The organism is Methylobacter luteus IMV-B-3098 (assembly GCF_000427625.1).
Lineage (GTDB): Bacteria > Pseudomonadota > Gammaproteobacteria > Methylococcales > Methylomonadaceae > Methylobacter > Methylobacter luteus.
Map to the genome: position 1 here is coordinate 2157734 of NZ_KE386569.1, position 24286 is coordinate 2182019.

19 protein-coding genes and 2 tRNA genes are annotated in these 24286 nt (G+C 49.2%); 4 read left to right on the top strand and 17 right to left on the bottom strand.

Features of this window, described 5'->3' with window-relative positions; translation table 11 throughout:
• The first annotated feature begins 28 nt into the window (after positions 1-28).
• The 3 genes from METLU_RS0111895 to METLU_RS0111905 are packed head-to-tail and all read left to right on the top strand — an operon-like array spanning position 29 to position 5945.
• On the top strand, positions 29-1279 hold the full coding sequence (locus METLU_RS0111895; RefSeq protein ID WP_027158403.1) for a M48 family metallopeptidase: 1251 nt from the start codon (positions 29-31) through the stop codon (positions 1277-1279).
• The gene (gene rsgA / locus METLU_RS0111900) at positions 1279-2166 is read left to right on the top strand and encodes a ribosome small subunit-dependent GTPase A (RefSeq protein ID WP_027158404.1); all 888 of its coding nucleotides are present in this window, start codon (positions 1279-1281) and stop codon (positions 2164-2166) included. The genes METLU_RS0111895 and rsgA overlap by 1 nt, the downstream gene beginning before the upstream one ends.
• Before the next feature lie 59 nt (positions 2167-2225).
• Complete coding sequence (locus tag METLU_RS0111905; RefSeq protein ID WP_027158405.1) at positions 2226-5945, top strand: FAD-dependent oxidoreductase; 3720 nt, start codon at positions 2226-2228, stop codon at positions 5943-5945.
• A gap of 56 nt (positions 5946-6001) precedes the next feature.
• Here METLU_RS0111905 and METLU_RS0111910 read toward each other — a convergent pair whose 3' ends face one another.
• The 6 genes from METLU_RS0111910 to METLU_RS25225 form a co-directional block, all read right to left on the bottom strand.
• Complete coding sequence (locus METLU_RS0111910) at positions 6002-6454, bottom strand: hypothetical protein (protein ID WP_027158406.1); 453 nt, start codon at positions 6452-6454, stop codon at positions 6002-6004.
• Between the two features lie 135 nt (positions 6455-6589).
• On the bottom strand, positions 6590-7303 hold the full coding sequence (locus METLU_RS0111915; RefSeq protein ID WP_027158407.1) for a hypothetical protein: 714 nt from the start codon (positions 7301-7303) through the stop codon (positions 6590-6592).
• Positions 7304-7317: 14 nt separating this feature from the next.
• Positions 7318-8520 carry an ammonium transporter gene (locus METLU_RS0111920; protein ID WP_081679090.1) on the bottom strand — a complete coding sequence of 401 codons (1203 nt, stop codon included), beginning with the start codon at positions 8518-8520 and terminating at the stop codon, positions 7318-7320.
• A 450-nt stretch (positions 8521-8970) separates the two neighbouring features.
• Positions 8971-10323, bottom strand: a complete 1353-nt coding sequence (locus tag METLU_RS0111925; protein ID WP_027158409.1) for an IS1182 family transposase — start codon at positions 10321-10323, stop codon at positions 8971-8973.
• 377 nt (positions 10324-10700) lie between these two features.
• Positions 10701-12404 carry an ABC transporter transmembrane domain-containing protein gene (locus tag METLU_RS0111930; RefSeq protein WP_081679091.1) on the bottom strand — a complete coding sequence of 568 codons (1704 nt, stop codon included), beginning with the start codon at positions 12402-12404 and terminating at the stop codon, positions 10701-10703.
• Between the two features lie 310 nt (positions 12405-12714).
• Positions 12715-13764, bottom strand: a complete 1050-nt coding sequence (locus METLU_RS25225) for an endonuclease/exonuclease/phosphatase family protein (RefSeq protein WP_051299891.1) — start codon at positions 13762-13764, stop codon at positions 12715-12717.
• A gap of 1195 nt (positions 13765-14959) precedes the next feature.
• On the opposite strand from METLU_RS25225, the gene METLU_RS0111945 reads away from it, so the two are divergent.
• Complete coding sequence (locus tag METLU_RS0111945; protein ID WP_027158411.1) at positions 14960-15238, top strand: hypothetical protein; 279 nt, start codon at positions 14960-14962, stop codon at positions 15236-15238.
• A gap of 36 nt (positions 15239-15274) precedes the next feature.
• On the opposite strand, the gene METLU_RS0111950 is transcribed toward METLU_RS0111945, so the two are convergent.
• The 11 genes from METLU_RS0111950 to METLU_RS0112000 form a co-directional block, all read right to left on the bottom strand.
• Positions 15275-16282: an IS630 family transposase gene (locus tag METLU_RS0111950; protein ID WP_027158412.1), complete on the bottom strand. Its 1008-nt coding sequence runs from the start codon at positions 16280-16282 to the stop codon at positions 15275-15277.
• A gap of 260 nt (positions 16283-16542) precedes the next feature.
• Positions 16543-16619: transfer RNA gene (locus METLU_RS0111955), tRNA-Pro, on the bottom strand.
• 90 nt (positions 16620-16709) lie between these two features.
• A complete protein-coding gene (locus METLU_RS0111960; RefSeq protein ID WP_027158413.1) occupies positions 16710-17063 on the bottom strand; it encodes a MerR family transcriptional regulator in 354 nt (117 codons plus the stop codon).
• Complete coding sequence (gene ihfA, locus METLU_RS0111965; RefSeq protein WP_020157696.1) at positions 17047-17343, bottom strand: integration host factor subunit alpha; 297 nt, start codon at positions 17341-17343, stop codon at positions 17047-17049. The genes METLU_RS0111960 and ihfA overlap by 17 nt, the downstream gene beginning before the upstream one ends.
• A gap of 4 nt (positions 17344-17347) precedes the next feature.
• Positions 17348-19723, bottom strand: coding sequence for a phenylalanine--tRNA ligase subunit beta (gene pheT, locus METLU_RS0111970; RefSeq protein ID WP_027158414.1), 2376 nt, complete (start codon positions 19721-19723; stop codon positions 17348-17350).
• A gap of 26 nt (positions 19724-19749) precedes the next feature.
• Complete coding sequence (gene pheS / locus METLU_RS0111975; RefSeq protein ID WP_027158415.1) at positions 19750-20769, bottom strand: phenylalanine--tRNA ligase subunit alpha; 1020 nt, start codon at positions 20767-20769, stop codon at positions 19750-19752.
• Between the two features lie 147 nt (positions 20770-20916).
• Entirely contained in the window at positions 20917-21279 is a 363-nt protein-coding gene (gene rplT / locus METLU_RS0111980; RefSeq protein WP_027158416.1) for a 50S ribosomal protein L20, read from the bottom strand.
• A 15-nt stretch (positions 21280-21294) separates the two neighbouring features.
• The gene (gene rpmI / locus METLU_RS0111985; RefSeq protein ID WP_434487524.1) at positions 21295-21582 is read right to left on the bottom strand and encodes a 50S ribosomal protein L35; all 288 of its coding nucleotides are present in this window, start codon (positions 21580-21582) and stop codon (positions 21295-21297) included.
• Positions 21583-21654: 72 nt separating this feature from the next.
• The gene (infC, locus tag METLU_RS0111990) at positions 21655-22179 is read right to left on the bottom strand and encodes a translation initiation factor IF-3 (protein WP_081679092.1); all 525 of its coding nucleotides are present in this window, start codon (positions 22177-22179) and stop codon (positions 21655-21657) included.
• Positions 22180-22200: 21 nt separating this feature from the next.
• Entirely contained in the window at positions 22201-24108 is a 1908-nt protein-coding gene (thrS, locus tag METLU_RS0111995) for a threonine--tRNA ligase (protein ID WP_027158419.1), read from the bottom strand.
• A gap of 66 nt (positions 24109-24174) precedes the next feature.
• Positions 24175-24251, bottom strand: a tRNA-Val gene (locus tag METLU_RS0112000).
• Positions 24252-24286 lie beyond the last annotated feature (35 nt).

Below are 24286 nucleotides of genomic sequence, written 5' to 3' on the forward strand. Positions count from 1 at the left end.
CTAATTCTTAAACTTTTGTTTTAAACCCATGAATACCTTTACCATTATCTTTATAATCGCATTGATTATTTCCTATTCGGTTCAATTCTGGCTGTCCAAACGCCAGGCCGCTTATGTCAAAAGTCATCGCAACGCCGTGCCCGAAGCGTTCAAAAACAGAGTTCCTCTGGAAGCTCATCAAAAAGCGGCTGACTATACTATTGAAAAAGGAAAATTGGGGGATATCGACAGTGTTATCGGTGTAATCGTCTTGCTGTTGCTGACAGTAGGCGGCGGCATCAATGCCGCCTTCGAATTCTGGGCGTCTTTTGACTTGTCACCGCTGATGGCCGGTATCGGAGCCATAGCCACTGTTTTTCTGGTCATGTCTCTGATTGATCTCCCGACCAGCATTTATCAGACTTTTGTTATTGAAGAAAAATTCGGCTTTAACAAAAGCACCCCCAAACAGTTCGTCAAAGACCAGTTTCTGCAGCTGACTTTAGTCGCAGTGATCGGTCTGCCTTTACTGGCCCTGATTTTGTGGATTATGGACAGTATCGGCTCCCTATGGTGGCTGTGGGCATGGGCTATTCTGATCAGTTTTTCACTGCTGATGAGCTGGCTTTACCCTACCGTCATTGCCCCGCTATTCAATAAGTTCACACCGATGCAGGAAGGTTCTCTGAAAGACAGAATCCAGGGACTACTGGCTCGCTGCGGCTTTAACAGCCAGGGCATTTTCATCATGGACGGTTCCAAGCGTTCGGGCCATGGCAACGCCTACTTCACGGGCCTTGGCAATAACAAGCGCATCGTATTTTTCGACACGCTGGTCAATTCACTGGATGATGAAGAGCTGGAAGCCGTGCTGGCTCATGAACTGGGACATTTCAAATGCAAACATGTCATCAAAATGCTGGTCGCCACATCGATCATGAGCTTGATCAGTCTGGCGATCCTGGGCTGGCTGATCGATCAGCAATGGTTTTACAACGGACTCGGTGTAGAACAGCCGTCCAACGCGGCGGCCTTGTTGTTATTCATGCTGGTTTCGCCTGTTTTTACTTTTTTCATGCAACCTGTCAGTGCTTATTTTCAACGCAGGTTTGAATTTGAAGCCGACGATTTTGCATCGAAAAACGCCCAGGCCAGCAAGATGATCAGCGGGCTGGTCAAACTGTATGAGGAAAACGCCAGCACGCTAACGCCGGACCCGCTCTATTCGGCCTTCCACTACAGCCATCCGCCGGCGGCTATCCGTATCGCGCATCTGGAATCCAAAATACAAAGTGCATAATGGCTGATCTTCTTGAAGGCTTGGTCCTTTCCCATTTAGGCCAAGGCATTGCCGTGGAAACCGACGGCAAAATTTACCTGTGCCAGACCCGGCGACGGCTTGACACCGTCGCCGTCGGCGATAAGGTTTTATGGATACAATCGGCGCCCGATCAGGGTCGTATAGAAGAGATTCTGCCCAGGCGATCATTGCTGGCCCGCCCGTCCAGAAACGACAAAGTCCGCCCTGTGGCCGCCAATATCGATACCGTCTTCGTCGTCTTTGCCATCGAACCTTATTGCGATTTCCTACTGATCGATCAATATCTGGCCGTTTGTGAAAACCATCATTTCGACGCGGCTTTAATATTCAACAAAATCGACCTAGGCCAATCGGATGCTATCGAACAGGAGTTACTCGATTACCAGAAGCTGGGCTATGCGTTGTACCGGGTCAGTACTAAAATTCCAGGGCATAAAGGGCTGGAAGAACTGAAACAGGCGCTAAAAGACCAGGTCAGCATCTTCGCCGGCCAATCGGGTGTCGGCAAATCTTCCTTAACAAATACCCTGATCCCTGATAAGGAACTCAAGACCAATACGATCTCGGCAACGACGAAACACGGGCGCCACACGACCACGGCCGCGACGCTGTATCACATGGATCAGGGCGGCGATCTGATTGACAGTCCCGGCGTCGCCATTTTCGGATTGGCGGGTCTTACCGAACGGCAATTGGCCTACGGTTACAGGGAGTTTCAACCTTTGATTGATCAATGCCAGTTCAATGACTGCCGCCATTTGAATGACAAGGGCTGCGCCGTGCGCGCGGCGGCCGAAGCTGGCGATATATCATTGAAGCGGTATGAGCGGTTTTTGAAGCTTAGGGATAAAATGCCGCCTACATAGCCTCTTACCATCAAGAGCATCGATGAACAGATTATTGAGCTGATCGGAGTACAGAAAGTATGGCACAGAACACCTTTAAGCCGGGCATCCCCGGCTTCACCTACGCGGATTTATACAACTCCGCACGTCTGAAAGACTTGCTGGATGTGTTCGATACGACGGTCGAGCAGCAAAATCCTGAACTGTTCGCGGCATTTCAAGACTACCGGCTGACTCAGGGCGCAGGCCTGGAGCCGGTGGAGATTTCCGACCTGCTGGTGCGCATGGGACCTTATGTCGGCCAATTCGTCGCCAGGCTGTTCAATGTAACCGGGCAACAACAGGCGCAGACCATAAAAATCAAGGACGAGTTTGATACGATCTATGCCTACAAACACGAAGTCGTCGGAAAGCTCGGTACGCTATTCAAGGGCCAGGATATCAGCCAATGGGACATTTCAACTGTAACAAGCCGCTTTGAACTGCTGATCGAGGCGGGCTTCCCGGGAACCAATGCCGACACTGATGATGAGCATCGCGTAGCCCGCGTAGGCTCTGAACTGGCGCGACTGGCCAAACATTATACGCTCATCGCCAAAGGCCAAAACAGCGACTACGGAAATGCGGATCAAGCCGTGGAGGCGCTGCACCGGAACCTGAGCGCGCACGGATCGGCCGCTATCGTCTTTGCCGACATACTGGCACTACAGGATGCGCCCGAATTCGTAAGCCGCCTGCTGGACATCGTTCAGCGCTGGAGCTTCGTCGCGCTCGAAGACCCACAAGTCGGCCAAAAAGTCACAGACTGGCTCAGCTTCAAAACGCCTGGCAAACAGGATTTCGACGATCTCGTCGAGCATGAAATCATCGATCACGGACCCTACAAAACCTGGATAGGACCCAAGACATTACGCAAGCGGCGCGATGGCTTTGCGCTGACCGATCCGCGTTTCAATGAAAGACAGGTACTGTATGAAGTCGACCATTGCATCTACTGCCACGAGCGGGACACGGACTCTTGCTCCAAAGGCATGCGCAACAAGAAAACCCATACTTATAAAACCAATCCTCTGGATGTCGTCATAACCGGCTGTCCTCTCGATGAAAAAATCTCCGAGATGCACGTGGTCAAGCGCCAGGGCGACAATATCGGCGCACTGGCGATCATCATCATCGACAACCCCATGTGCCCCGGCACCGGCCATCGTATCTGCAACGACTGCATGAAGGGCTGTATCTTCCAAAAGACCGACCCTGTCAATATTCCGCAGATCGAAACCAATGTCCTGACCGACGTGCTGTTCATGCCCTACGGCTTTGAAATTTACAGCCTGCTGACGCGCTGGAACCCGCTGAACGTCAAGCGCCCTTATGCCCTGCCCTATAACGGCAAAAACGCGCTGGTGGTCGGGCTGGGGCCGGCCGGCTACACTATGAGCCATTACTTGCTGAATGAAGGCTTCGGCGTCGCGGCCATCGACGCCCTGAAACTGGAGCCGTTGCCCCATGACCTGATCGGCGATGCCGACACGCCGCCCGAACCGATTCGGGATTTCAGCGAACTCTACGAGCAACTGGACAAGCGCAGGCTGGCCGGTTTCGGCGGCGTGGCCGAATACGGCATCACGGTGCGCTGGGACAAGAATTTCCTGAAAGTCATCTATGTCAACCTGCTTCGCCGCCATAATTTCCGGGCCTACGGCGGCGTCCGTTTCGGCGGCACACTGACTATCGACGATGCCTGGGACATGGGCTTCGACCATATCAGCATCGCGACCGGCGCAGGCAAGCCGACCGTTATCAACCTGAAGAACAACCTGATCCGAGGCATCCGCAAAGCCTCCGACTTCCTGATGGCGCTGCAACTGACCGGCGCGGCCAAAGCCTCATCGCTGGCCAACCTGCACGTGCGCCTGCCGGCCGGCGTCATCGGCGGCGGTCTGACCGCGATCGACACCTGCACGGAACTCTTGGCCTATTATCCGGTACAGGTCGAGAAAATACTGACGCGCTATGAAAAGCTGGTGCAGGTGTTCGGAGAGAAAACCGTACGCATCCGTTATGACGAGGAAGAAATCGAAATACTGGATGAATTTCTGACCCACGGCCAGGAAATACGGGCCGAACGCCAGCGCGCCGAAGCTGCCGGCGAGAAACCGGACTTTCATCCGCTGCTCGAAAAATGGGGCGGCGTTACTTTGTTCTACCGCAAGGGTATCAAGGATTCCCCGGCCTATCGGCAAAATCACGAGGAAATTACCTCGGCTCTGACTGAAGGCATCGCCCTGGCCGAAGGTATGAGCCCTAAGCAGGCACTGGCCGATGAGCATGGCCATCTGAAAGCGGTACTGTTCGAGAAAATGGTTCTGGAAGGCGACAGCTGGGTCATCTCAGGAAACAACGTGACCGTGCCATTGCGCAACCTTTATATCGCCGCCGGCACATCGCCCAATACGATTTATCAAAGCGAGCATCCCGGCACTTTCGAGATGGACAAGCAGTTCTTCCAGCGCTACCAGCCCGAATGGCTGGACAGCAACCTGGAACTGGTTCCCATGGCTGACAAGACCGCTCCGAAACTGGGCAAGCCGGCTCCGCTGACCTCCTACCGGAAAGGCAATAAATTCATCAGTTTCGGCGGCGACAACCATCCGGTCTATGCCGGCAATGTCGTCAAGGCCATGGCCAGCGCCAGAGACGGTTATCCTTATATTGTCAAACTGTTCGAAGAAGAACTGGCCGCCCTGGACCCCGCACAGCAGACGCAACGCGATACAGCGCTGCGAACCCTGTTCTCGGCCCTAGACGAAGCCCTGACGGCCAGGATAGTGGCTATCAACCGCCTGACGCCAAACATTATCGAAGTCATCGTGAAGGCACCGATGCAGGCCAGGAGATTCCAGCCGGGGCAATTCTACCGGGTGCAGAACTTTGAAGCCCTTGCGCCGGTCGTCGAAGACACGGTGCTGGCGGCGGAAGGCATCGCCCTGACCGGCGCCGAGGTCGACAAGGAAAAAGGTACGATCTCGCTGATTGCTCTGGAGATGGGCGCCTCCACGCGTCTGTGTGCCAACTGGAATATTAACGATCCTCTCATCGTCATGGGCGTCACGGGCACGCCGACGGAAATCCCGCATGATAAAACCGTGCTGCTGCTGGGCGGGGGCTTAGGCAATGCCGTCTTGTTCTCTATCGGCAAGGCATTGCGGGCGGCCGGCAACCGCGTCATTTATTTTGCCGGTTACAAAAACAAGCATGATGTTTTCAAAGTCGAGGATATCGAAGCGGCCTCGGATATTATCATCTGGTCCGTCAATAAAACGCCTGATGTTGAAGAACCCATCATGCCGTCACGGCCCCAGGACAAGACCTTTATCGGCAATATCCTGGAGGCCATGATCGCCTATGCCACCGGCAATCTGGGAGATCAGCCCATCAGTCTGTCCGAAGTCGATCATATGGTTGTCATTGGCTCTGACCGCATGATGGCGGCCGTCAAGCAAGCCCGCTTTGGTGTATTGCAGCCGTACCTGAAAGAGCACGTAGCCATCGGCTCCATCAACTCGCCGATGCAGTGCATGATGAAGGGCGTCTGTGCTCAGTGCCTGTGCAAGCATGCCGATCCGGCAACGGGCGAAGAATACTTTGTCTATTCCTGCTATAACCAGGACCAGGAACTGGATCGCGTGGACTTCACGCATCTGCATGAGCGGCTGCGGCAAAATTCGGTACAGGAGAAGCTGTCGAATCTTTGGCTGGACTATCTGCTGGAAAAACAAAAAGAAGCGGAGCACCCATAACCCGATGCCATGCCGGTGTGGCTTGTCACCGCACCGGCATGGCATCGTAATGCCGATTACATTTTCACTGCGGCTAAAGCCGCCTCGGCGCGATCGCCGACATGGCTCTTTTCAAAATCACCACGTAAAATCTTTAAGGCATATTTCTCCCGATCGATTTCCTTACGCGTGCGAACGCCTAAACGGCGCAAAATCGGGACCGGAGGACACCAGCCCTGAATGGCATGCTGAAACAGAAACGGCAGCACAATAGTGGGCAGCCAAAACCATCGCCTATCGTATTTTCTGCCGAGAAAAAGGCCGGTAAATGCCAGTACTGAAGCATTGGTTTCCAAAACGCGCTCTATATCCCACTCGTGATCAAGCTCCCATATGCGGTGTGTAATGTCTTCTCTGCTTCGGGCCGCGTACCGACGAACCCGAGCCTCGATCTCGCGATCTATATGGCGATTAATAGCCCGTGAGGTGTGGGATCGCACCCTGTCTGAAGTATCAACGATATTGCTCATCGCTAGCCTCCTTATGAAGCATTTGAATCGAAATATTATCCATAAAATCAGATAATGTCAGTACGGAAACGTACACAATATCTGCGCAATAGGCTTCGGCTTAAAGCAAACGGCAAGGCCCGAGTCGGCCTTTGCTTAAAGAAACCGCGCGGGCGAAAACTGCCTGGACTCCGGTTTTTGTTCACAAGCCGCCATGGCTTTGTGAAAACATTCATCCGCGGCAACAGGCCCCATAATCTCACAAAAGGCCGTGTAAACCCGATGCACCAGGCTGGCGAGTGTCTTTTCGTCCAGACCTTCCGTCCAGTCAAACTTATCAGGATTGCTTGCCCATCGGCTGATATGATCGGTGCTGTTTCTTTTATTCTTCGCCAATTCCATCAGAATCTCAAATAAGGCCGGTTTATCCGGCAGATACGCAATCAGTTGACGCATAAAATACGAAAACACCACTGTATGCGGAGGCAGCGAGGCAGTCTTATCCTGTTGCTCTAACGGTTCAACCATTGACAACACCGGTGCTGGCGACGCTTGCACAGGTTTTGATGCCGCCGTTTCTTGTCGCGGCTTCGCTTGATTTTTTTTAAGGGCTAATGCCAAGGAATCTATCCGTAAATCAGCCCCCTCCGACATTAACTTATGAAATTGACCATAGAGGGATTTGCGGATTTCCGAGCCAATATCGAACTCTGAACAGACTCTGCCGATATAGGCTATCGAATTGCTTACACTGTCTGTCTGATAGCCTCGCTCCAGTATATGAATCGCCTTAAAAAGCTGTTCCTCGGCAAGATACGGTTCAAAACAAATCCAGGCGGCTTGTCTTCTGCGTTTGTTAAGATCATTCATAGCGTCAATCGTCCTTATGCTGCGTTTGAATCCAGACGTTTCTGAAACTCAGGATAACCTACTTCATAATGCTCGGTGTAATCCAGACCGCGCTGCTCATCCAGTGTTGAAGCCCTAACGCCGAGGTAGTTGTCCAGCAATTTAAAAAACAGGAATGCCGTAGGGAATGCCCATACAAAACAAGCAACAATACCCGTCATTTGCACTAAAAGTGTAGAAAAACTAAAGGCGCCCTGCGGAAACAAAGCCACTGCCAGTGTGCCCCATACACCACCAACACCATGCACCGCAACCGCACCGACTACATCGTCAAGTTGTAATCTGTCCAGCAGATTTACAGCCAACAGGTAAAAAACACCACCTGTAAAGCCAACGGCAACCGCCGCCAATGGCGACAAATAAGCCGCTCCTGCGGTAATACTGACTAATCCGGCAATACTGCCATTGACTGTCGCCGACAGTAAAACCGGCTGCTTTCTGAAATACATAAACAATAGAGCACTCAGCGCCCCGGCGCTACCGCCTAAATGGGTATTCAAAAGCACCAGCCCTAAATTATTTTTCTCCAGACTGCTGATGCTGCCGCCATTAAAACCAAACCAGCCCAACCACAAAATAAACCCGCCCAAAGCTACAAGCGGCAAATTATGCCCCGGAATTTCGCGCGTTTCTCCTTGTCTTGAATAGCGCCCCAAACGAGGTCCCAGAACGATAATTCCTGCCAAAGCACACCAGCCTCCAATCGAATGCACCACGGTTGAACCCGCAAAATCCACAAAGCCCAAGGCTCTTAACCAGCCGTGCTCATTCCAGGCCCAACTGCCAAATACCGGATAGATGATGCCCGTCACAAAAGCGCTGAAAATCAGATAAGTGCTAAAATGCATACGCTCTGCCACCGCGCCACTGACTATGGTTGCGGCAGTCGCTGCAAACATGGTTTGATAAGCCAGCTTAACGGCTTCAGCAGTGGTGAATTGTTGCTGGAAAAAATGGTTAGTACCCAGCCAGCCCGTTGAAGTATCCCCAAACATCAATCCAAAACCGACACTCCAGAAAATCAGCCCGCCCAGACACATATCCATATAATTTTTCATTAACACATTAATCGAGTTTTTCGCCCTTGAAGCACCCGATTCCAACAAAGCAAAGCCCGCCTGCATAAAAAACACCAGCATCACACACATTGCCATCCAAATAACTTGTAGTTCGTTCATAATCATCCTTACTGTTAAAGTTGAGATGGCCTAAGCAAACATTGGGCCAAGCGATACAAGGCTTAACTATTCAGTGTTTAAAACAGTGCATATGGGCTAGCTCAAACTCATAGTCATCCTTAACTCAAAAAATCTATTTCATTATGTCTGAGTGGAAAATAACGGTAGCGAATGGATATGGTGCAAATTTAATCTGTCAGAAAGATAGTCAGCACTGATTTGGTGCGAATAACAGTCGAAGCCTTAAACAACATTACGCGACTGTTACTGACAGCGGGCAACATAGGACAGGCAAATGCGCTTATCTAAGGACTTGAGACAGGCTATTGTGTACTAGGAGTCTGTCGGACAGGGTTCAGTATTATGATTCTTATTTGACCGATATGGATTATTGGCGGCATTGAGTCTTCGGTTCTGCCCAACCAAGAGCTATTTCGGGTTATTTTTCCGTTATCCGGCCGCCAGCACATGCATTCGCTTTAAATTGAAGGCCATAGTCACCAGTTTCCACTCACCAGCTACCGCATCAAGACCTCTCAGCGAGAATTGGCGGAAGCCCAGTACCTGTTTGATGATCCCAAATACCGGCTCGACCGTGCTTTTGCGTTTACCATAAAGCGTGCGGCCACTCTGGGTTTTGAGTTTCCAGGCCATTTTGACCAGCGGGTCATCGCTTTCAGGTTCCGGTGCATCCGGCGTCAGGCGTTCCGCCAATGGCAGATGATGGGCTTCCCGGCCCAGCGCGATGAGGGGTGTAATTTTTTGCTCCACACAGGCCTGGATGTTGTCTTTGCTGAAGTAGCCGTTGTCGGCCAGCAGCATTTCCGGCTTGCCGAGGCTGTCCGGCAAGGCGTTCAGCGCTTTCAGCATCGGCTCGACTTGCCGCTTGTCGTTGGTATGCTGGCTGAGCGTGGCGGCAACCACCAGCAGGCTGTCAACATCGACGGCCGCCTGGGCATTGTAGCCCTGCACGAAGCCGTCCTTGCTCGGCATGATCCGCGATGCTTCGTCGGTCAGGTTGATCTGGTCCTTAGCTTGGGGGCCGGTTTCGGGCGCCTTGGGCTCCTGGCCTCGGGGTTTTTTGCCCGCCTGGCGCTGGCGCTCCCGGTCAGCCAGTCTCTCCTGGTGGTCTTTTTGGGCTTGTTCGTCCCGTTCTTTAACCCGTTCGGCAATCTTGGCCTTGGCTTCCGCCAAGGCTTTCAAGCGATCTTCCCGACGCGCGACTTCCGCCGGCAAATCGATACCGTCGGCCAATTCTTCCTGATCAACGTCCGCTGCCTTTTTCAGCAGGGCCTGCACTTCCTCACGCAATTGCGCTTCCAGCTTTTCGATGTGGCCATGGGACAAGGCCTTGTGCTTCGAGGCATTGGCCTTGATTTTGGTACCATCCAGCGAAATCTGTCCCAGCTTGACGAGTTTCATCGTCTGCGCCAGTGTCAGCACTTGTACGAACAAGTCCTCCAACTCCACCAGAAAGGTCTTGCGGAAATGAGCCAGGGNGTCATGATCGGGATGATGATTGGCAGCAATGAACCGAAACGCCACTGAATCGTAGGTTGCCCGCTCGATCTTGCGACTGGAGAACGTGCCGGTCGCATAACCATAGATCAGCAGGGCCAACAGCAGTGCCGGATGATAAGCCGCTGAACCCCGTCCAGAATAATGGCCTGTCAGTTTTGATAGATCGAGCTGATCGATCACTTCGACGATAAAGCGTGCCAGGTGGTCTTCCGGCAACCATTCGTCCACGGACGGCGGAAGCAAATACTGTTGGTTACGATCAAACTGAATAAAGCGACTCATCAGAAATCATGGCGGTAAAATGATTGAACTCATCACTATTTTACAACTGATGAGATTTAAATGCTGATAAGTCCGACAGACTCCTAGAGATCATAATTCAACTTGGTTTATCTCCGTGACCGCAGAAAAAGCCAAGCAATACGAGAAATCCTGTCCAAAGTAAACTGCAAAGAAGCCAGAAATTTTGGTCAACGCCTTCACAAAAGAAACGTAATCCTGTGGACATTTCTGTCAAAAATTGAAGCGTTTTTTGCCGCAAGCCATGAACACTTCTTGGCCAGCAACTATCAGGCTATGCTTGGTTTCGTGTCTATTGTCATCCACCTTATTGAAAACCCACCAGCCTTTTTAACATATTCAATTTATGGATTACATGATTAAACATCAAACTGCAAGCGTGCGAGCCTGGCGTAAAGCCCGCTCTGTTGGCGTAAATCTTCCGGCGCGCCAATTTCGACGATACGACCCTGGTCCATCACGATAATACGGCTGACCTTCTTCACCGTAGCCAGCCGATGAGCAATGATCAGGGTCGTACGCCCCTGCATGGCCGCATTCAATCCCTCTTGTACGAGAATTTCGGATTCCGCATCCAGTGCGCTGGTGGCTTCGTCGAGCAGCAAAAGCGGTGCATTTTTCAAAATCGCACGGGCGATGGCAATGCGCTGGCGCTGTCCACCGGACAAGCGCGTGCCGCGTTCACCCAGAAACGTCTGATAGCCTTCCGGCAGGCGGTATATGAATTCTTCCACCTGCGCTGATCGGGCGGCGGCTATGACTTCGTCATCGCTGGCAGTGGGACGGCCGTAGCGAATATTATCCAGCGCATTGGCCGAAAAGATCACCGGATCTTGCGGCACAATGGCAATTTTGTCCCGTAAGTCATGCAAAGAAACCTGGCGGATATCCTGCCCGTTGAAGCGAATGTTACCCTCTGTTACCTCGTAAAAACGCAATAACAGCTGGAACAGCGTCGTCTTGCCCGCACCGGAAGGACCGACCAGCGCGACGCTTTCGCCGGAGGCAATGTCGAGCGTGATGTCATCAAGCGCAGCCACCTGAATGCGCGACGGGTAACGGAAGGTGACCTTCTCGAATTGAATTTCTGCTTTTCCGGGTTGCGGGACAGGCTGTCGCGGGTGAGCATCGGTAATGGTAGGCCTGGTATGGAGCAGTTCGAGCAAGCGCCCGGCTGCGCCTGCCGCCCGCATGACATCGCCCCATACTTCTGCCAGGGTGCCTGACCCACCTGCCACCAAAGCCGCATAGAGAATAAAAGAAGTGAGTTGTCCGCCCGTCATGAGGCCTGCCTGCACTTGGTTCGCACCGATCCACAGCACAAAAATAATGACGCCCATCACCGCCGTGATAATGAGCACAGTCAGGGTCGCACGCACGCGGGTACGCCGCATGGCTGTGATGAAGCTTATTTCCGCGCGGCCGGCAAAGCGTTGGGTTTCCCGCTGCTCCTGAGTATAAGCCTGAACCGTCGAGACCGCGTTGAGAATCTCGCCGGCCAGTGCTGAGGCATCGGCAATTTTGTCCTGCGCTTCCCGGGAGAGCTTTTTCACTTGGCGGCCGATGACCAAGATAGGCAGCATCAGCAAGGCCATCAGGCCCAGGTTCAGAGAGAACAGATAAAAACTGGTCACCGCCAGCATGACCATGCCGCCGACCAGCTGGAACAGGCTTCGCAAGCCCATCGAAACCGAGCTGCCGACCACGGTCTGGATCAGGGTGGTGTCGCCGGTCAGGCGTGACAGCACTTCGCCGGTTTGCAAGGTCTCGAAAAATTGTGGGGTCTGCGCCAGCACCCGCGCATACACGGCACTGCGCAAATCCGCCGTAACCCTCTCGCCTAGCCAGGTTACTATGTAATAACGCGTCGCGACGGTCAATGCCCACAGGGCCGCCAATCCGGACAGAACCGCGAAGCGCCCGTTTAAGCTTAGCGAACTTAATAGCCCAGTGTTGGCGTTTTGCCGTTGCCCAAAACCAGCATCGATCAGGTCGCGGAATGCCAACGGCACCAAGAGGATTGTGGCCGAACCAAGACACAGCAGGATAAACGCCAGAACCATTCGCCCTCGATAAGGACGGAGAAAAGGCCACAGTCCTTTCAGGGAAGATAGATACCGAGTAGAGTCAGGTTGGATTGATTTCGAGATAGATAGCCCCGGTCGTGTTGGTTGGCATGTGTTTCATTTTCTCAATGTTAAAGCATTAAAATGAGAAAATATTTGCATAGGAGAATTACTATTTTTCCGTAATAGCCGCTATTAACTGTGCAAAAACCAGAGTGCTTTGAATATTAACAGGCATGGCGCCGGCCAAAGACGTAGACTTATTGAGTTCGAGATCCATTGCTTCTCGTATTATTCAAATAGCTATCTATCCAGCATCGGTCGGAACCAGAGAGCTTGGCTCAGGCAAGTCGATGTTGACCACAACCTGTCCATGATCTGTCACATAAACTGGTTTTTTATCCATTGACGTTTTATCGTCGATGACATGGTCATTGTATAAGCGGACGTCAATTATCCGCCCAATTCTTTTGGAGTTTAAATCGGCAAAATGATTGCTGACAAAAATATTGTCCAGGCTTTCATAATGCCCATTATGAATATATGTGTATTGATAATTCTCAATGCTTTTTCGTGCCTGAATGTCTCTGCAGTTTTGAAAAACATGCGTCCATCTTTTTATTCTTTCCTCTGGCAGAAGCTTGCGAAAGGGCTCTTCTCCAAGAATAACTTGGCTAGTCACGGCAGTGTCGTTGTCGTTCAAGTCGCCTAAAATAAAAATCGGCTTTGACTCGTCTTTATTTATTTCGTCTGACAGAATTTGTCTGACGCCACAGGATTCAATTGACCTTCTGATTAAAGACCGGATACAGCCTTTGGCCAATTCAGGATAAGTTGCTGTATCGCGATCAATGCCATCAGGCAATATGGGCCTTTTTGATTTTAAGTGCAGAACAATCACTAAAACTGAAAAATTTTCATTGATCTTGAGTTCTGCATTTAAAACGCCTCTTGAAAACTTTTTCAAAGGGATATTGACCGGAATACTTTCTAAAGGCGCAGTCATTTCTTTGTCATCAAAAAAGTCAAAAACGAACGGCAAATGCTCAATCACCTCCGTTTCAACAATGGGAAATCTACTTAAAATAGCATTCACAGGGTATTTGCCAGTAGGGTTGGCAACAAAAAAGGGCCAGTTTTCCATGCAAGTTCCCGTCAAACAGTCTCTGAGCGCTTGTTCTTCAAAGATTTCTTGAAAGCCAATAATATCGGCATTCATTTTCAAAAGTTGATTCCTTATCCAGTCTGTTTTTCTCTGGTATTGATCCTGATTGTAATGAGGCCAGGACTCGTCATAAATTGGTTTATCTGCTGTGATAAGGTTTTCTGCATTAAATGTAGCAATTGAGATTTTCATTTTATTGTTCAAGTCATAGTTGAATCGTTGTTATGCACGGGTTGTTTGCCCCATTAGCACACGCTGAATACCCCCGTCGAAAACCAGGCACGGCAAAAGCCAGCGACAGCCAGAGGTTTCTTCTTTAATGGCTTTCTTTTGACTATACAAAAAATGACTCGCTTATTGAGGCGAGAGCCCGGTTTAAATAACCGCCACGTTGACGACACGCTATTGAATCAATCTCAATTCGGCTAAATGCTTGGCATTAGGATATTGTTCCGTTTTTACCCGGCATAAAATTGGTACAAATACTTAAGTCATACGCTGTAACGACCGCCCGTTTCAAACAGTTCCGCAGCCAGGGACATTCTCAATCATATCTAATTCGCTCCTCAGCCAGTGTATCTTGGCGGGTATTTGGATTTAAATAATGATGAAACGTACAGTGATCTTGTAGTGATCTAGCGGAAACTCGATTAAGAAAGCAATCTCCAAACCCGAAGGGCAATCATTCGAAGATCAAAAGCTTCAATAAGCTGCAATGGTGCGGCTCAAACGAGAAAACGCCCGCCTGGAAGAGGAAGTGACTTTTCTGAAAAAGCGGTTGCGTACTTTGCGAGGCCGTCAAGGTGAAATACGTCATGATCAAGGCTAACGAAAATCAATTCTCCATTGGCCTGATCTGTCGTCGCATGGCATCGGTTTCGCTCAGTGGCTATTCCCACTGGAAACATAGGCCGGTTTTGGATAAAACCAGGCCAATCAATTGCTGACCAAAGATATTAAAGGCATCTCTGTTGCTTATCTGTTGCACTAATCTACTGAAGCGGAATTTCAAAGCAGAGGCTCCCGATTAAAAGTGGCTATCGGATATAGCTACTATTTGGACGGAAGGATTATATTGATCGAACCCGGTCTTTCGCAAATGATGCAGTTCGGCCAAAACCAAACAGGCAATTTCTTTCCATAAAATTACCATAATCGGCTCAGTGCCTGATAAGTTAGACAGTATTGGCACGAATAGAAATCCAACCAAAAATATGAACAATAATTATTGCAAAAATAATGAAAATCCAAGGCAGTTCAGCATAAGTGATTAACCATCGTATCACTCGGTTTTTCTACTACGCTGTATGTCGTCGTTAGCTAGTTATCTAGCATATTAGGAACTGATAGCACTAATTTTCACCATCAACAGAAAGGAGGGTTACTCATGCATATTCAACCACCCGAGAGTGATCATCCAACCGGAACTTTCTGCGAGAGGACGGCGGAAGAAATTAATTCTTTGAAGCAAGCGATCAAAATCAAGGAGGGCGAAATTGAAAATCAAAGAGAGCACCTTAGTGAACTGCAACGCCAGCCTAATCCAGATCCTGAACGAATCCAGGAGATTATGAGTGGAATTCAAGAGCTGGAGGATGAACTGGAAGCGGACCGGGAGCAACTCAACGTGCTCGAGGAAGAATTTCATGCAGAATGCTCGCCGTAGATCATCGCTATATTATTGATCCGGCCCCTTGAAGTTTTAAGCGGCATATTTTACGTGTTTGTCCTGGAAAAAGCTCCGAACCCGTTCAGGAGCGTTTTCTAAACCAGTCATATATTCATTGGCCGCATCACGCAACTTAGCCTTCGTTCTCACAGGTACTTTTTTACCTATGGCCTGTTTGAGATCAGCATTCAAACGTTCTTCCGGATTCAGTTCCGGACTATAGCTGGGCAGATAGAACATTTCGATTTTGTCGACCTGTTCGGCTAACCAAACTTTAACCGGCTTGGCATGATGTACACGTAGATTGTCGACAATCAAAAAGACTTTTTTGCCTGTATCCTTGATAAGAGCTTGCAGGAACTCAATCAGTTTGGTCGCATTGAAGGCTTCGTCAATAATCATCCAGCGGGCTTTCCCCTGATTGGTCACCGTGGCAATCATCGAAAGTTTTTCGCGTTTTCCGCCCGGCGCATAACTTCGCCCGCGGACATCGGTGTTCGTCAATGCAGTTTCATCGCCCCAATGAATTTCGCCGCCTTCGGCTTTTGCTCTAGCGGCAATCACAGGATAGGTTTCTTCAAGCCAAGCCTGCACCGCTTCGGGCCGCTGTTCATAAGCTTTTTTAATCGGCTTCTGAGGGGTAAAGCCCCAGCGGCGCAAATATTTGCCGACTGTTCTGACAGGCAATGTGATGCCATAGTCCTGTTCAATCAGTTGCATGACGGCGGCACGACTCCATAAACAAAAGTCCATCTTTAATTGTTCCGGGCGTTTATCGATGATCGCATCTTGAATTTGTTTTTCTTGCTCCGGCGTCAACAGACGGCCTTGACCGGTTTCACGACCACGACTGGCTGGCTTGATCGCTTTCCAGCCACCTTGCTCGTACAGAGCCAGCGTGTTTCTGACCGTTGGATAGCTCAACCCCGTCAGATCGACAATTTTCATGACCTTGATGCTTTGTTTATGTAAGCGCACAACTTGCTTTCGCCTTTCGTGCAATTGTTCCAGTGTTTGATATCTTGCGTCTTCTTTATCCATAGCTCTGCGACAGGCTCAGAATTAAAAAGTTCAAACTTCATTGGGCCGTATCTATAGAAAGTCTCCAAAACAATACGGGTTAAATTATCCGCAGCAGCCAACCATTTGGAAGGATCCAAGAGCATACTCACTTAACCGTGCCGGTTTTTTATATCTGATGATCGGCAAGTATTACAGAAAAAACTGTTTGCCCGAGAGTTAGTCTGAAAGAGATTTTTTGTATTTTTGATTTTATTGACTTTTAAAATCATTGATTCAATTGGTCGGGGCGAGAGGATTTGAACCTCCGACCCCTTGCACCCCATGCAAGTGCGCTACCAAGCTGCGCTACGCCCCGACGTATTGAAATATAGATAGTGTCTGAGAAAGGATTGCGAACACAACCCCTAGCTATTCGGCAAATTGTACTACATTTGCTATATTAAATCTATTTAAGTAATTCTAAAATATCTTCGAGTTCGCCAATCAACTGATGAATCAACTGCTTGGTGCGGGTTGAATCTTCTTTGGCATCATCACTGGATAGATGAGCTCTGGCGCCACCGATCGTGTAACCTTGCTCATATAAAAGAGACCGGATTTGCCGAATCATCAGCACGTCATGGCGCTGATAATAACGGCGATTGCCACGTCTTTTAACAGGGCTGAGTTCAGCGAACTCTTGCTCCCAATAGCGAAGCACATGTGGTTTTACACCACATAATTCACTGACTTCACCTATAGTGAAATACCGTTTGGCCGGTATGACCGGCAGTTCGTTATTATTACTCGGCTCCAGCATATGCTTCTACTCGGGCTTTAAGTTTTTGACCTGACCTGAATGTTACCACACGCCGAGCGGTTATGGGAATCTCTTCACCTGTTTTCGGGTTTCTGCCAGGACGGCTATTTTTATCGCGGAGTTCGAATTTCCCAAAACCGGAAATTTTTACCTGCTCACCATTTTCCAAAGAACCTTTAATTTCTTCAAAAAACAATTCGACCATCTCTTTTGCTTCGCGCTTGTTTAAGCCAAGCTCGTCAAACAGCCTTTCGGCAAAATCAGCTTTGGTTAATGCCATTAAATCAATCTCTCAGCTTTGCACTAATTTTATTCATTACTGTGTCTAACACTCTGTTAAATATAGTATCTATTTCAGAATCTGTTAGCGTTTGTGAATAATCTTGTATGGTTAAACTTAAAGCCACACTTTTGTAACCTTCTTCTACGCCTTTGCCGCGATACACATCAAAAATCACTATGTCCTGCAGAGCCTGTTCATCACGACCTTTAATAGCATTAATGATGTCATTGGCCGAGATCTCTTCTTTGACAATCAAGGCTAAATCGCGACGTACCGACGGATATTTCGACAACGGCTTGAACTCCGGAATCAGCTTATTTAACAATAAGTTCTGATCCAATTCAAACAAAAAAACCTGAGTATCAAAACCCAGCTGTTTTTCCAAATTTGGATGCAGCATGCCGATCCAGCCTATCCTTTCACCTGCCGGAGTCAGAATTTCAGCCGTCTGCCCAGGATGTAACGCCGCTTGCTTTGCCGGCGCAAATTGTACGTCACACCCCGTCAATGCAAACATGGCTTGCACATCGGCTTTTATGTCGAAAAAATCGACTTTTCGTGTTTTCTCGCCCCATTGCTCGGCATAGGCGCTTCCCAAGACCAGGCCCGCCAACATTTTTTGCTGATGGATTTCCCCATCTTGATTAATGAAGCGCAGACCGGTTTCAAACAAACGCACCCTGTTCTGCTGACGATTGGTATTGTGTAATGCGGCATTCAATAGACCACACCATAACGTGGTGCGCATGACCGACAATTCCGAAGAAATCGGATTTTTTAAACTGATAAAAGTGTCATCAGGCGCCACTGCCTTCTGAATGTCTTCATCAACAAAACTATAAGTAATGGCTTCCTGATAGCCTCTATCAACCAACAGGTCTTTAACCCGATCGATGTCCAGCACAGTCTCTGTCGCCTTGCCTAATTCAGAGCGCATTAACAAACTGCTGCTCGGCAGGTTATTGTAGCCATATATACGCGCTAATTCTTCGATCAGGTCCGCTTCGATGGCTATATCAAAACGAAAGCCCGGCGGTGTAATTTGCCAGCCGTCGATCTGAGCTTCTACGGACATGCCCAGACGCTGAAAAATCGCTACGATTTCTTCATCAGCCAAGGAGATACCCAGTATCTTTTCAATGCGTTGACGTCTGAGCAAAACTGCCGGACGCTTCAGCAATGCAGATTTAGCTTTTACCTCGGCTATAGGCCCGACGCTGCCGCCTGCGATTTCAACGATCAGTTGGGTAGCCCGCTCAATCGCCCTTTCCTGCAAGGTGGGATCGACGCCACGCTCGAAGCGGTGAGATGAATCGGTATGGAGACCAAATCGACGTGCTTTTCCAGCAATACTCTGCGGCGCAAAAAACGCACATTCCAGAAATACGCTTTGCGTTTCGTCGCTGACGGCCGACTCGCTGCCCCCCATGACACCGGCAAGCGCCAGTGCCTGTTGATCATCTGAGATTACCAACGCTTCAGGATCCAGCGTAATAACCTGGCCATTCAATAAAGAGAGTTGTTCGCCCGCTTTACCCCAGCGCACGTTAATGGCGCCATTTAGCTTAGAGGCATCGAAGGCATGTAGGGGCTGGCCCAACTCGATCAATACGTAATTAGTGACATCAACCAGAGGCCCCAAACTTCTCAAGCCGGAACGACGCAAGCGTTCCTGCATCCACAAAGGTGTTTCAGCTTTGGCGTTTACGCCCTTGATTAAGCGTCCCAGATAGCGCGGACAAGCCTCTGTGGCATCGACATTGACAGCCAATGAGTCCTGATGAGTTACTGCGACTGTTTCAACATGAACCGGTGACCAGTTCATGCGGTTTAATACCGCCACTTCACGCGCAATGCCTTCCACGCTCAGGCAATCTGCTCTGTTAGGCGTTAAATCGACTTCAATAATGGTGTCATTCAGTGACAGGTATTCACGAATATCTGTGCCTACAGGAGCATCAGCCGCCAGCTCCATTAGGCCGCTGGCATCAACCGCCAAGCCCAGTTCTTTTTCCGAGCACAGCATGCCGAACGATTCCACACCCCGCAGTTTGGATTTTTTAATTTTAAAATCGCCGGGCAGTACGGCACCAATCAATGCCGCCGGTATTTTTAGCCCGACGCGCACATTACTGGCGCCACAAACAATTTGTAAAGGCTCTGCTTCACCGACAGCGACTTTGCACACTCTTAGCCGGTCAGCATCGGGATGCTGTTGCATTTCCAACACTTCACCGATAACGACACCGCTGAATACGGCAGCCGCAGGCGTCACGGAATCGACTTCAAGGCCTGCCATAGTCAATTGCGCGACCAGTTCTTCTGTGTTTATGGCCGGATTGACGTAATCTCTTAACCAGGCTTCACTAATTTGCATGATTCAAGCTTTCCCGTAACTGCAACTTATTTGAATTGTTCTAAAAATTTAAGATCATTCTCAAAAAATAATCTCAAATCGTTGATGCCGTATCGCATCATAGCCAGACGTTCCACGCCCATGCCGAATGCGAATCCTGAAAATTGTTCGTGATCGATATTCACCGATTTGAAGACTTCGGGGTGGATCATACCGCACCCGCCTACTTCCAACCAACCGGTATTCTTACACACACGACAACCCTGACCGTCGCACATCACGCATGAAACATCAAATTCCGCCGAAGGCTCGGTAAACGGAAAATAAGATGGACGAAAACGGGCTTGAACATCTTTTTCGAAAAACGCCTGTAAAAACTCGAAAATCACACCTTTTAAATCGCCGAAGCTGACATCGGTATCGACGAGAAAACCCTCTACCTGATGAAACATGGGCGAGTGAGTGAGATCCGAATCGCAGCGATATACGCGTCCTGGCGCGATGACTTTGAGCGGTGGTTGCTCGGATTCCATGACTCGGATCTGCACAGGCGAGGTATGTGTTCTCAAGACCGTATGCGCGTCAAAGTAAAATGTGTCATGCATGGCCCGCGCCGGGTGATGCTCAGGAATGTTCAAGGCGCTGAAATTATGATAATCGTCTTCGATCTCAGGCCCTTCGACTACTTTAAAGCCGACACTGGCAAAAATCTTGGAAATTCTTCTTAATGTAGTTGTCACCGGGTGCAATCCGGCAACGAACTGCCCTCGTCCCGGCAGGGTAACATCGACACGCTCGCTGGCTAACCTTTCTTCCAATGCAGCATGTTCCAGCGTATTTTTTCTGGTTTCCAGCTGTTCCTGAAATTGATCTCTGGCTTCGTTGATGATCTGCCCAACGGAACGGCGCTGCTCAGGATCAAGCTTACCGAGTTCTTTCATCTGCAGGGTAAACAGACCCTTTTTGCCGAGATATTGAACACGGACCTGATCGAGTTGATTAAGATCTTGTGCTTCCGCAAGCTGTTGTAATGCCTGCGCGAGAATTTCTTCTAGAGTGGCCGACACTGCTCAACTCGCTTATTTAAGTAGATGGGGAGGATGATCCAAAAGGATTTTTTAATCAGGGGAGGGTTAAACCTTCACCCCACCCCTCCCCGACCGGAGAGGGGGGAATAATCAGATTGCTCAGCAAGAGCAATCGTCTTCTTTATTTCAAAGTGGACTTTGATTTGCTTTAGCGATTTTCGCTATTTCAGCAAAAGCTTCCATATCACGTACAGCTATGTCTGCTAAAACCTTGCGGTCTATCGCTACATTCGCTTTGGTCAAACCATTGATCAAGCGACTGTATGACATACCGCATAATCTGGCTGCCGCATTGATACGGACGATCCACAACGCACGAAATTGGCGTTTTTTCTGCTTACGGTCACGGTAAGCATATTGACCTGCTTTGATTACCGCTTGCTTGGCAACGCGATAAACGCGACTACGCGCACCGTAGTAGCCTTTCGCTTGCTTTAAAACTTTTTTATGTCTTGCTCTGGCTGTTACGCCGCGTTTTACTCTAGGCATTATTCCGCTCCTTTATTAGCTGTAAGGCATCATGCGTGCTGCCATGCGCACATCTGATGGATGAATAGTTGCCGGCTTGCGTAACTGTCTTTTTCTTTTAGTGGTTTTCTTAGTCAGAATATGACGTTTATGCGACTGACCACATTTGAAACCGCCGTTGCCTGTGCGTCTAAAACGCTTGGCCGCGCCACGGTTGGTTTTTATTTTTGGCATTTGTTTGCTCCAATAATTATAAATACAGAATCCCTGAGAAAATAACCCAGCAAGGCAAAATGCATGGCCCTGAAGAATTATGCGCATCATAGAATGACGCCTTCAGCAGCACATCTTGTGCTGCCTGATATCTTTAAAATGTCTAATGGAAAAGGTGGCGGTTTATTTTTTCTTCTTCGGCGCCATGACCATGACCATTTGACGACCTTCCATCTTAGGAAACTGCTCGACGGTGGCTAACTCTTCCAAATCTTTTTCTATACGCTTCAACAAATCCATGCCGATTTCCCGATGGGCCATCTCGCGTCCGCGATACCGCACGGTAATTTTGGTTTTGTCGCCATCGTTCAGGAACTTAGTTAAACTTCTAAGTTTAACTTGATAATCCCCTTCATCAGTTCCGGGCCTGAATTTGATTTCTTTAACCTGGATCTGTTTTTGTTTTTTCTTGGCAATCGCCAGTTTTTTGTTTTGCTCAAACTGGTATTTGCCATAGTTCATTATCTTACAAACGGGAGGATCCGCGTTTGGCGATATTTCCACTAAATCCAAGTCCGCAGCATAAGCAATCTGTTTGGCTTCGTCTAACGAGATAATGCCCAATGCTTCACCATCTGCTCCTGTCACCCTCACTCGTCTTGCAGTGATGGCATCATTCAGGCGCGTTTCATCTTTTTTAGCAGCGATATCTTAATCCTCCAAATATTGTTAACTTCTGTCTTCAATCTCTTTTTTTAACCGTTCGGTAAATGCACTAATTGACAGACTACCCAAATCTTCACCCTTTTGCGTGCGCACTGAGATGGTTTGATCTTCCAGTTCCTTATCCCCGATAATCAAAAGATATGGCACGCGCTGCATTGAATGCTCGCGAATTTTAAACCCGATCTTCTCATTTCTCAAGTCTATTTTCACCCTGAAGCCTTGTTTACCGAGGTTTTGCGCAAGTTCTGACGCATATTCGGCGTGTCGATCAGTAATAGTCATCAATACGGCCTGCACCGGCGCCAGCCAGACCGGGAATGTGCCGGCATGTTGTTCGATCAAAATACCGATAAACCGCTCTAACGAACCAAGTATAGCTCTGTGCAACATAACCGGAACTTGCCTAGATCCATCTTCGGCGATGTAAGTAGCGCCCAGCCGGCCAGGCATGGAGAAGTCAACTTGAATCGTGCCACACTGCCAGACACGACCGATACAATCTTTTAATGAAAATTCAATTTTAGGCCCGTAAAAAGCACCTTCGCCCGGCTGCAGATCCCACTTCAGGCCTTTGTTGTTAAGCGCCAGCTCCAGCGCATTTTCAGCCTTATCCCAGACTGCATCATCACCTACACGATTTTCCGGGCGGGTCGATAATTTGATGATGACTTCCTCAAAGCCAAAATCCCTATAAACATCAAACAGCAAGTCAATAAAAGTCGATACTTCATCCTGAATCTGACCTTCCGTACAAAAGATGTGCGCATCATCCTGCACGAAATTTCTGACCCGCATCAGACCATGTAAAGTACCCGAAGGCTCATTGCGGTGACAGGAGCCGAATTCCGCCAGACGGATCGGCAAGTCCCGATAGCTTTTAATACCCTGATTGTAAATCTGCACATGACAAGGACAATTCATGGGCTTAATGGCGTAGTCACGATTTTCCGAATGCGTCGTGAAAATCATATCGCCGAATTTATCCCAGTGTCCGGATTTTTCCCATAAAGAACGATCCACAACTTGCGGGGTTCTCACTTCTCCGTATCCGTTAGTACGCAGTTTCTGCCGGATATACTGCTCAACCTGCTGATAAATGGTCCAGCCTTTATCATGCCAGAACACCATGCCGGGCGCTTCATCCTGCGAATGGAACAAATCCAGGGTTTTGGCCAGTTTACGGTGGTCACGCTTTTCGGCTTCTTCCAGACGATGCAGATAAGCCTGTAATTCTTTTTTATCGCTCCACGCCGTCCCGTAAATACGCTGCAGCATCTCATTGTCGGAATTACCACGCCAATAGGCGCCGGCAATTTTCATGAGTTTGAAGGCTTTTAATTTACCGGTACTCGGCACATGGGGACCACGGCACAAATCGGTAAATCCGCCCTGCTCATACAAAGATAAATCTTCGTTGGCGGGAATGGATTCGATGATTTCGGCCTTGTATTCTTCGCCCTGATTTCTGAAGAATTTTACTGCTTCATCCCTGGGCAATACAGAACGCTTGACCGGATAATCCTCATCGGCCAGTTGCTGCATTTTTTTCTCGATGGCAGCCAGATCATCGGGAGTAAAAGGTCGTTCGTAGGCAAAATCGTAATAAAAGCCGTTTTCAATAACCGGACCGATAGTGACTTGCGCCTGAGGGAATAATTCTTTGACAGCCTGGGCCAAAAGGTGTGCAGTGGAATGACGAATGACATCGACACCGTCTTCGTCTTTTGCCGTGACGATTTGAAGAGTGGCGTCGTGATCGATTAAGGTACTGGCATCGACGAGTTTTCCATCCACCCTGCCCGCCAAAGTCGCCTTGGCCAATCCGGAACCAATGGACTGGGCAACATCCATCACTGTAACAGCTTGGTCATACTCGCGATGAGAGCCATCAGGAAGGGTAATTACCGGCATTTTTCGTCAACTATAGTTTAGTTAGTACAATAAAAAAAGCACCGCCGAGCAGTGCTTTATAAAGTCTGGTAGGCGCGATTGGACTCGAACCAACGACCCCCACCATGTCAAGGTGGTGCTCTAACCAACTGAGCTACGCGCCTGAAGCCTGTGTAACTTCAGAGCCGGCTATTATACT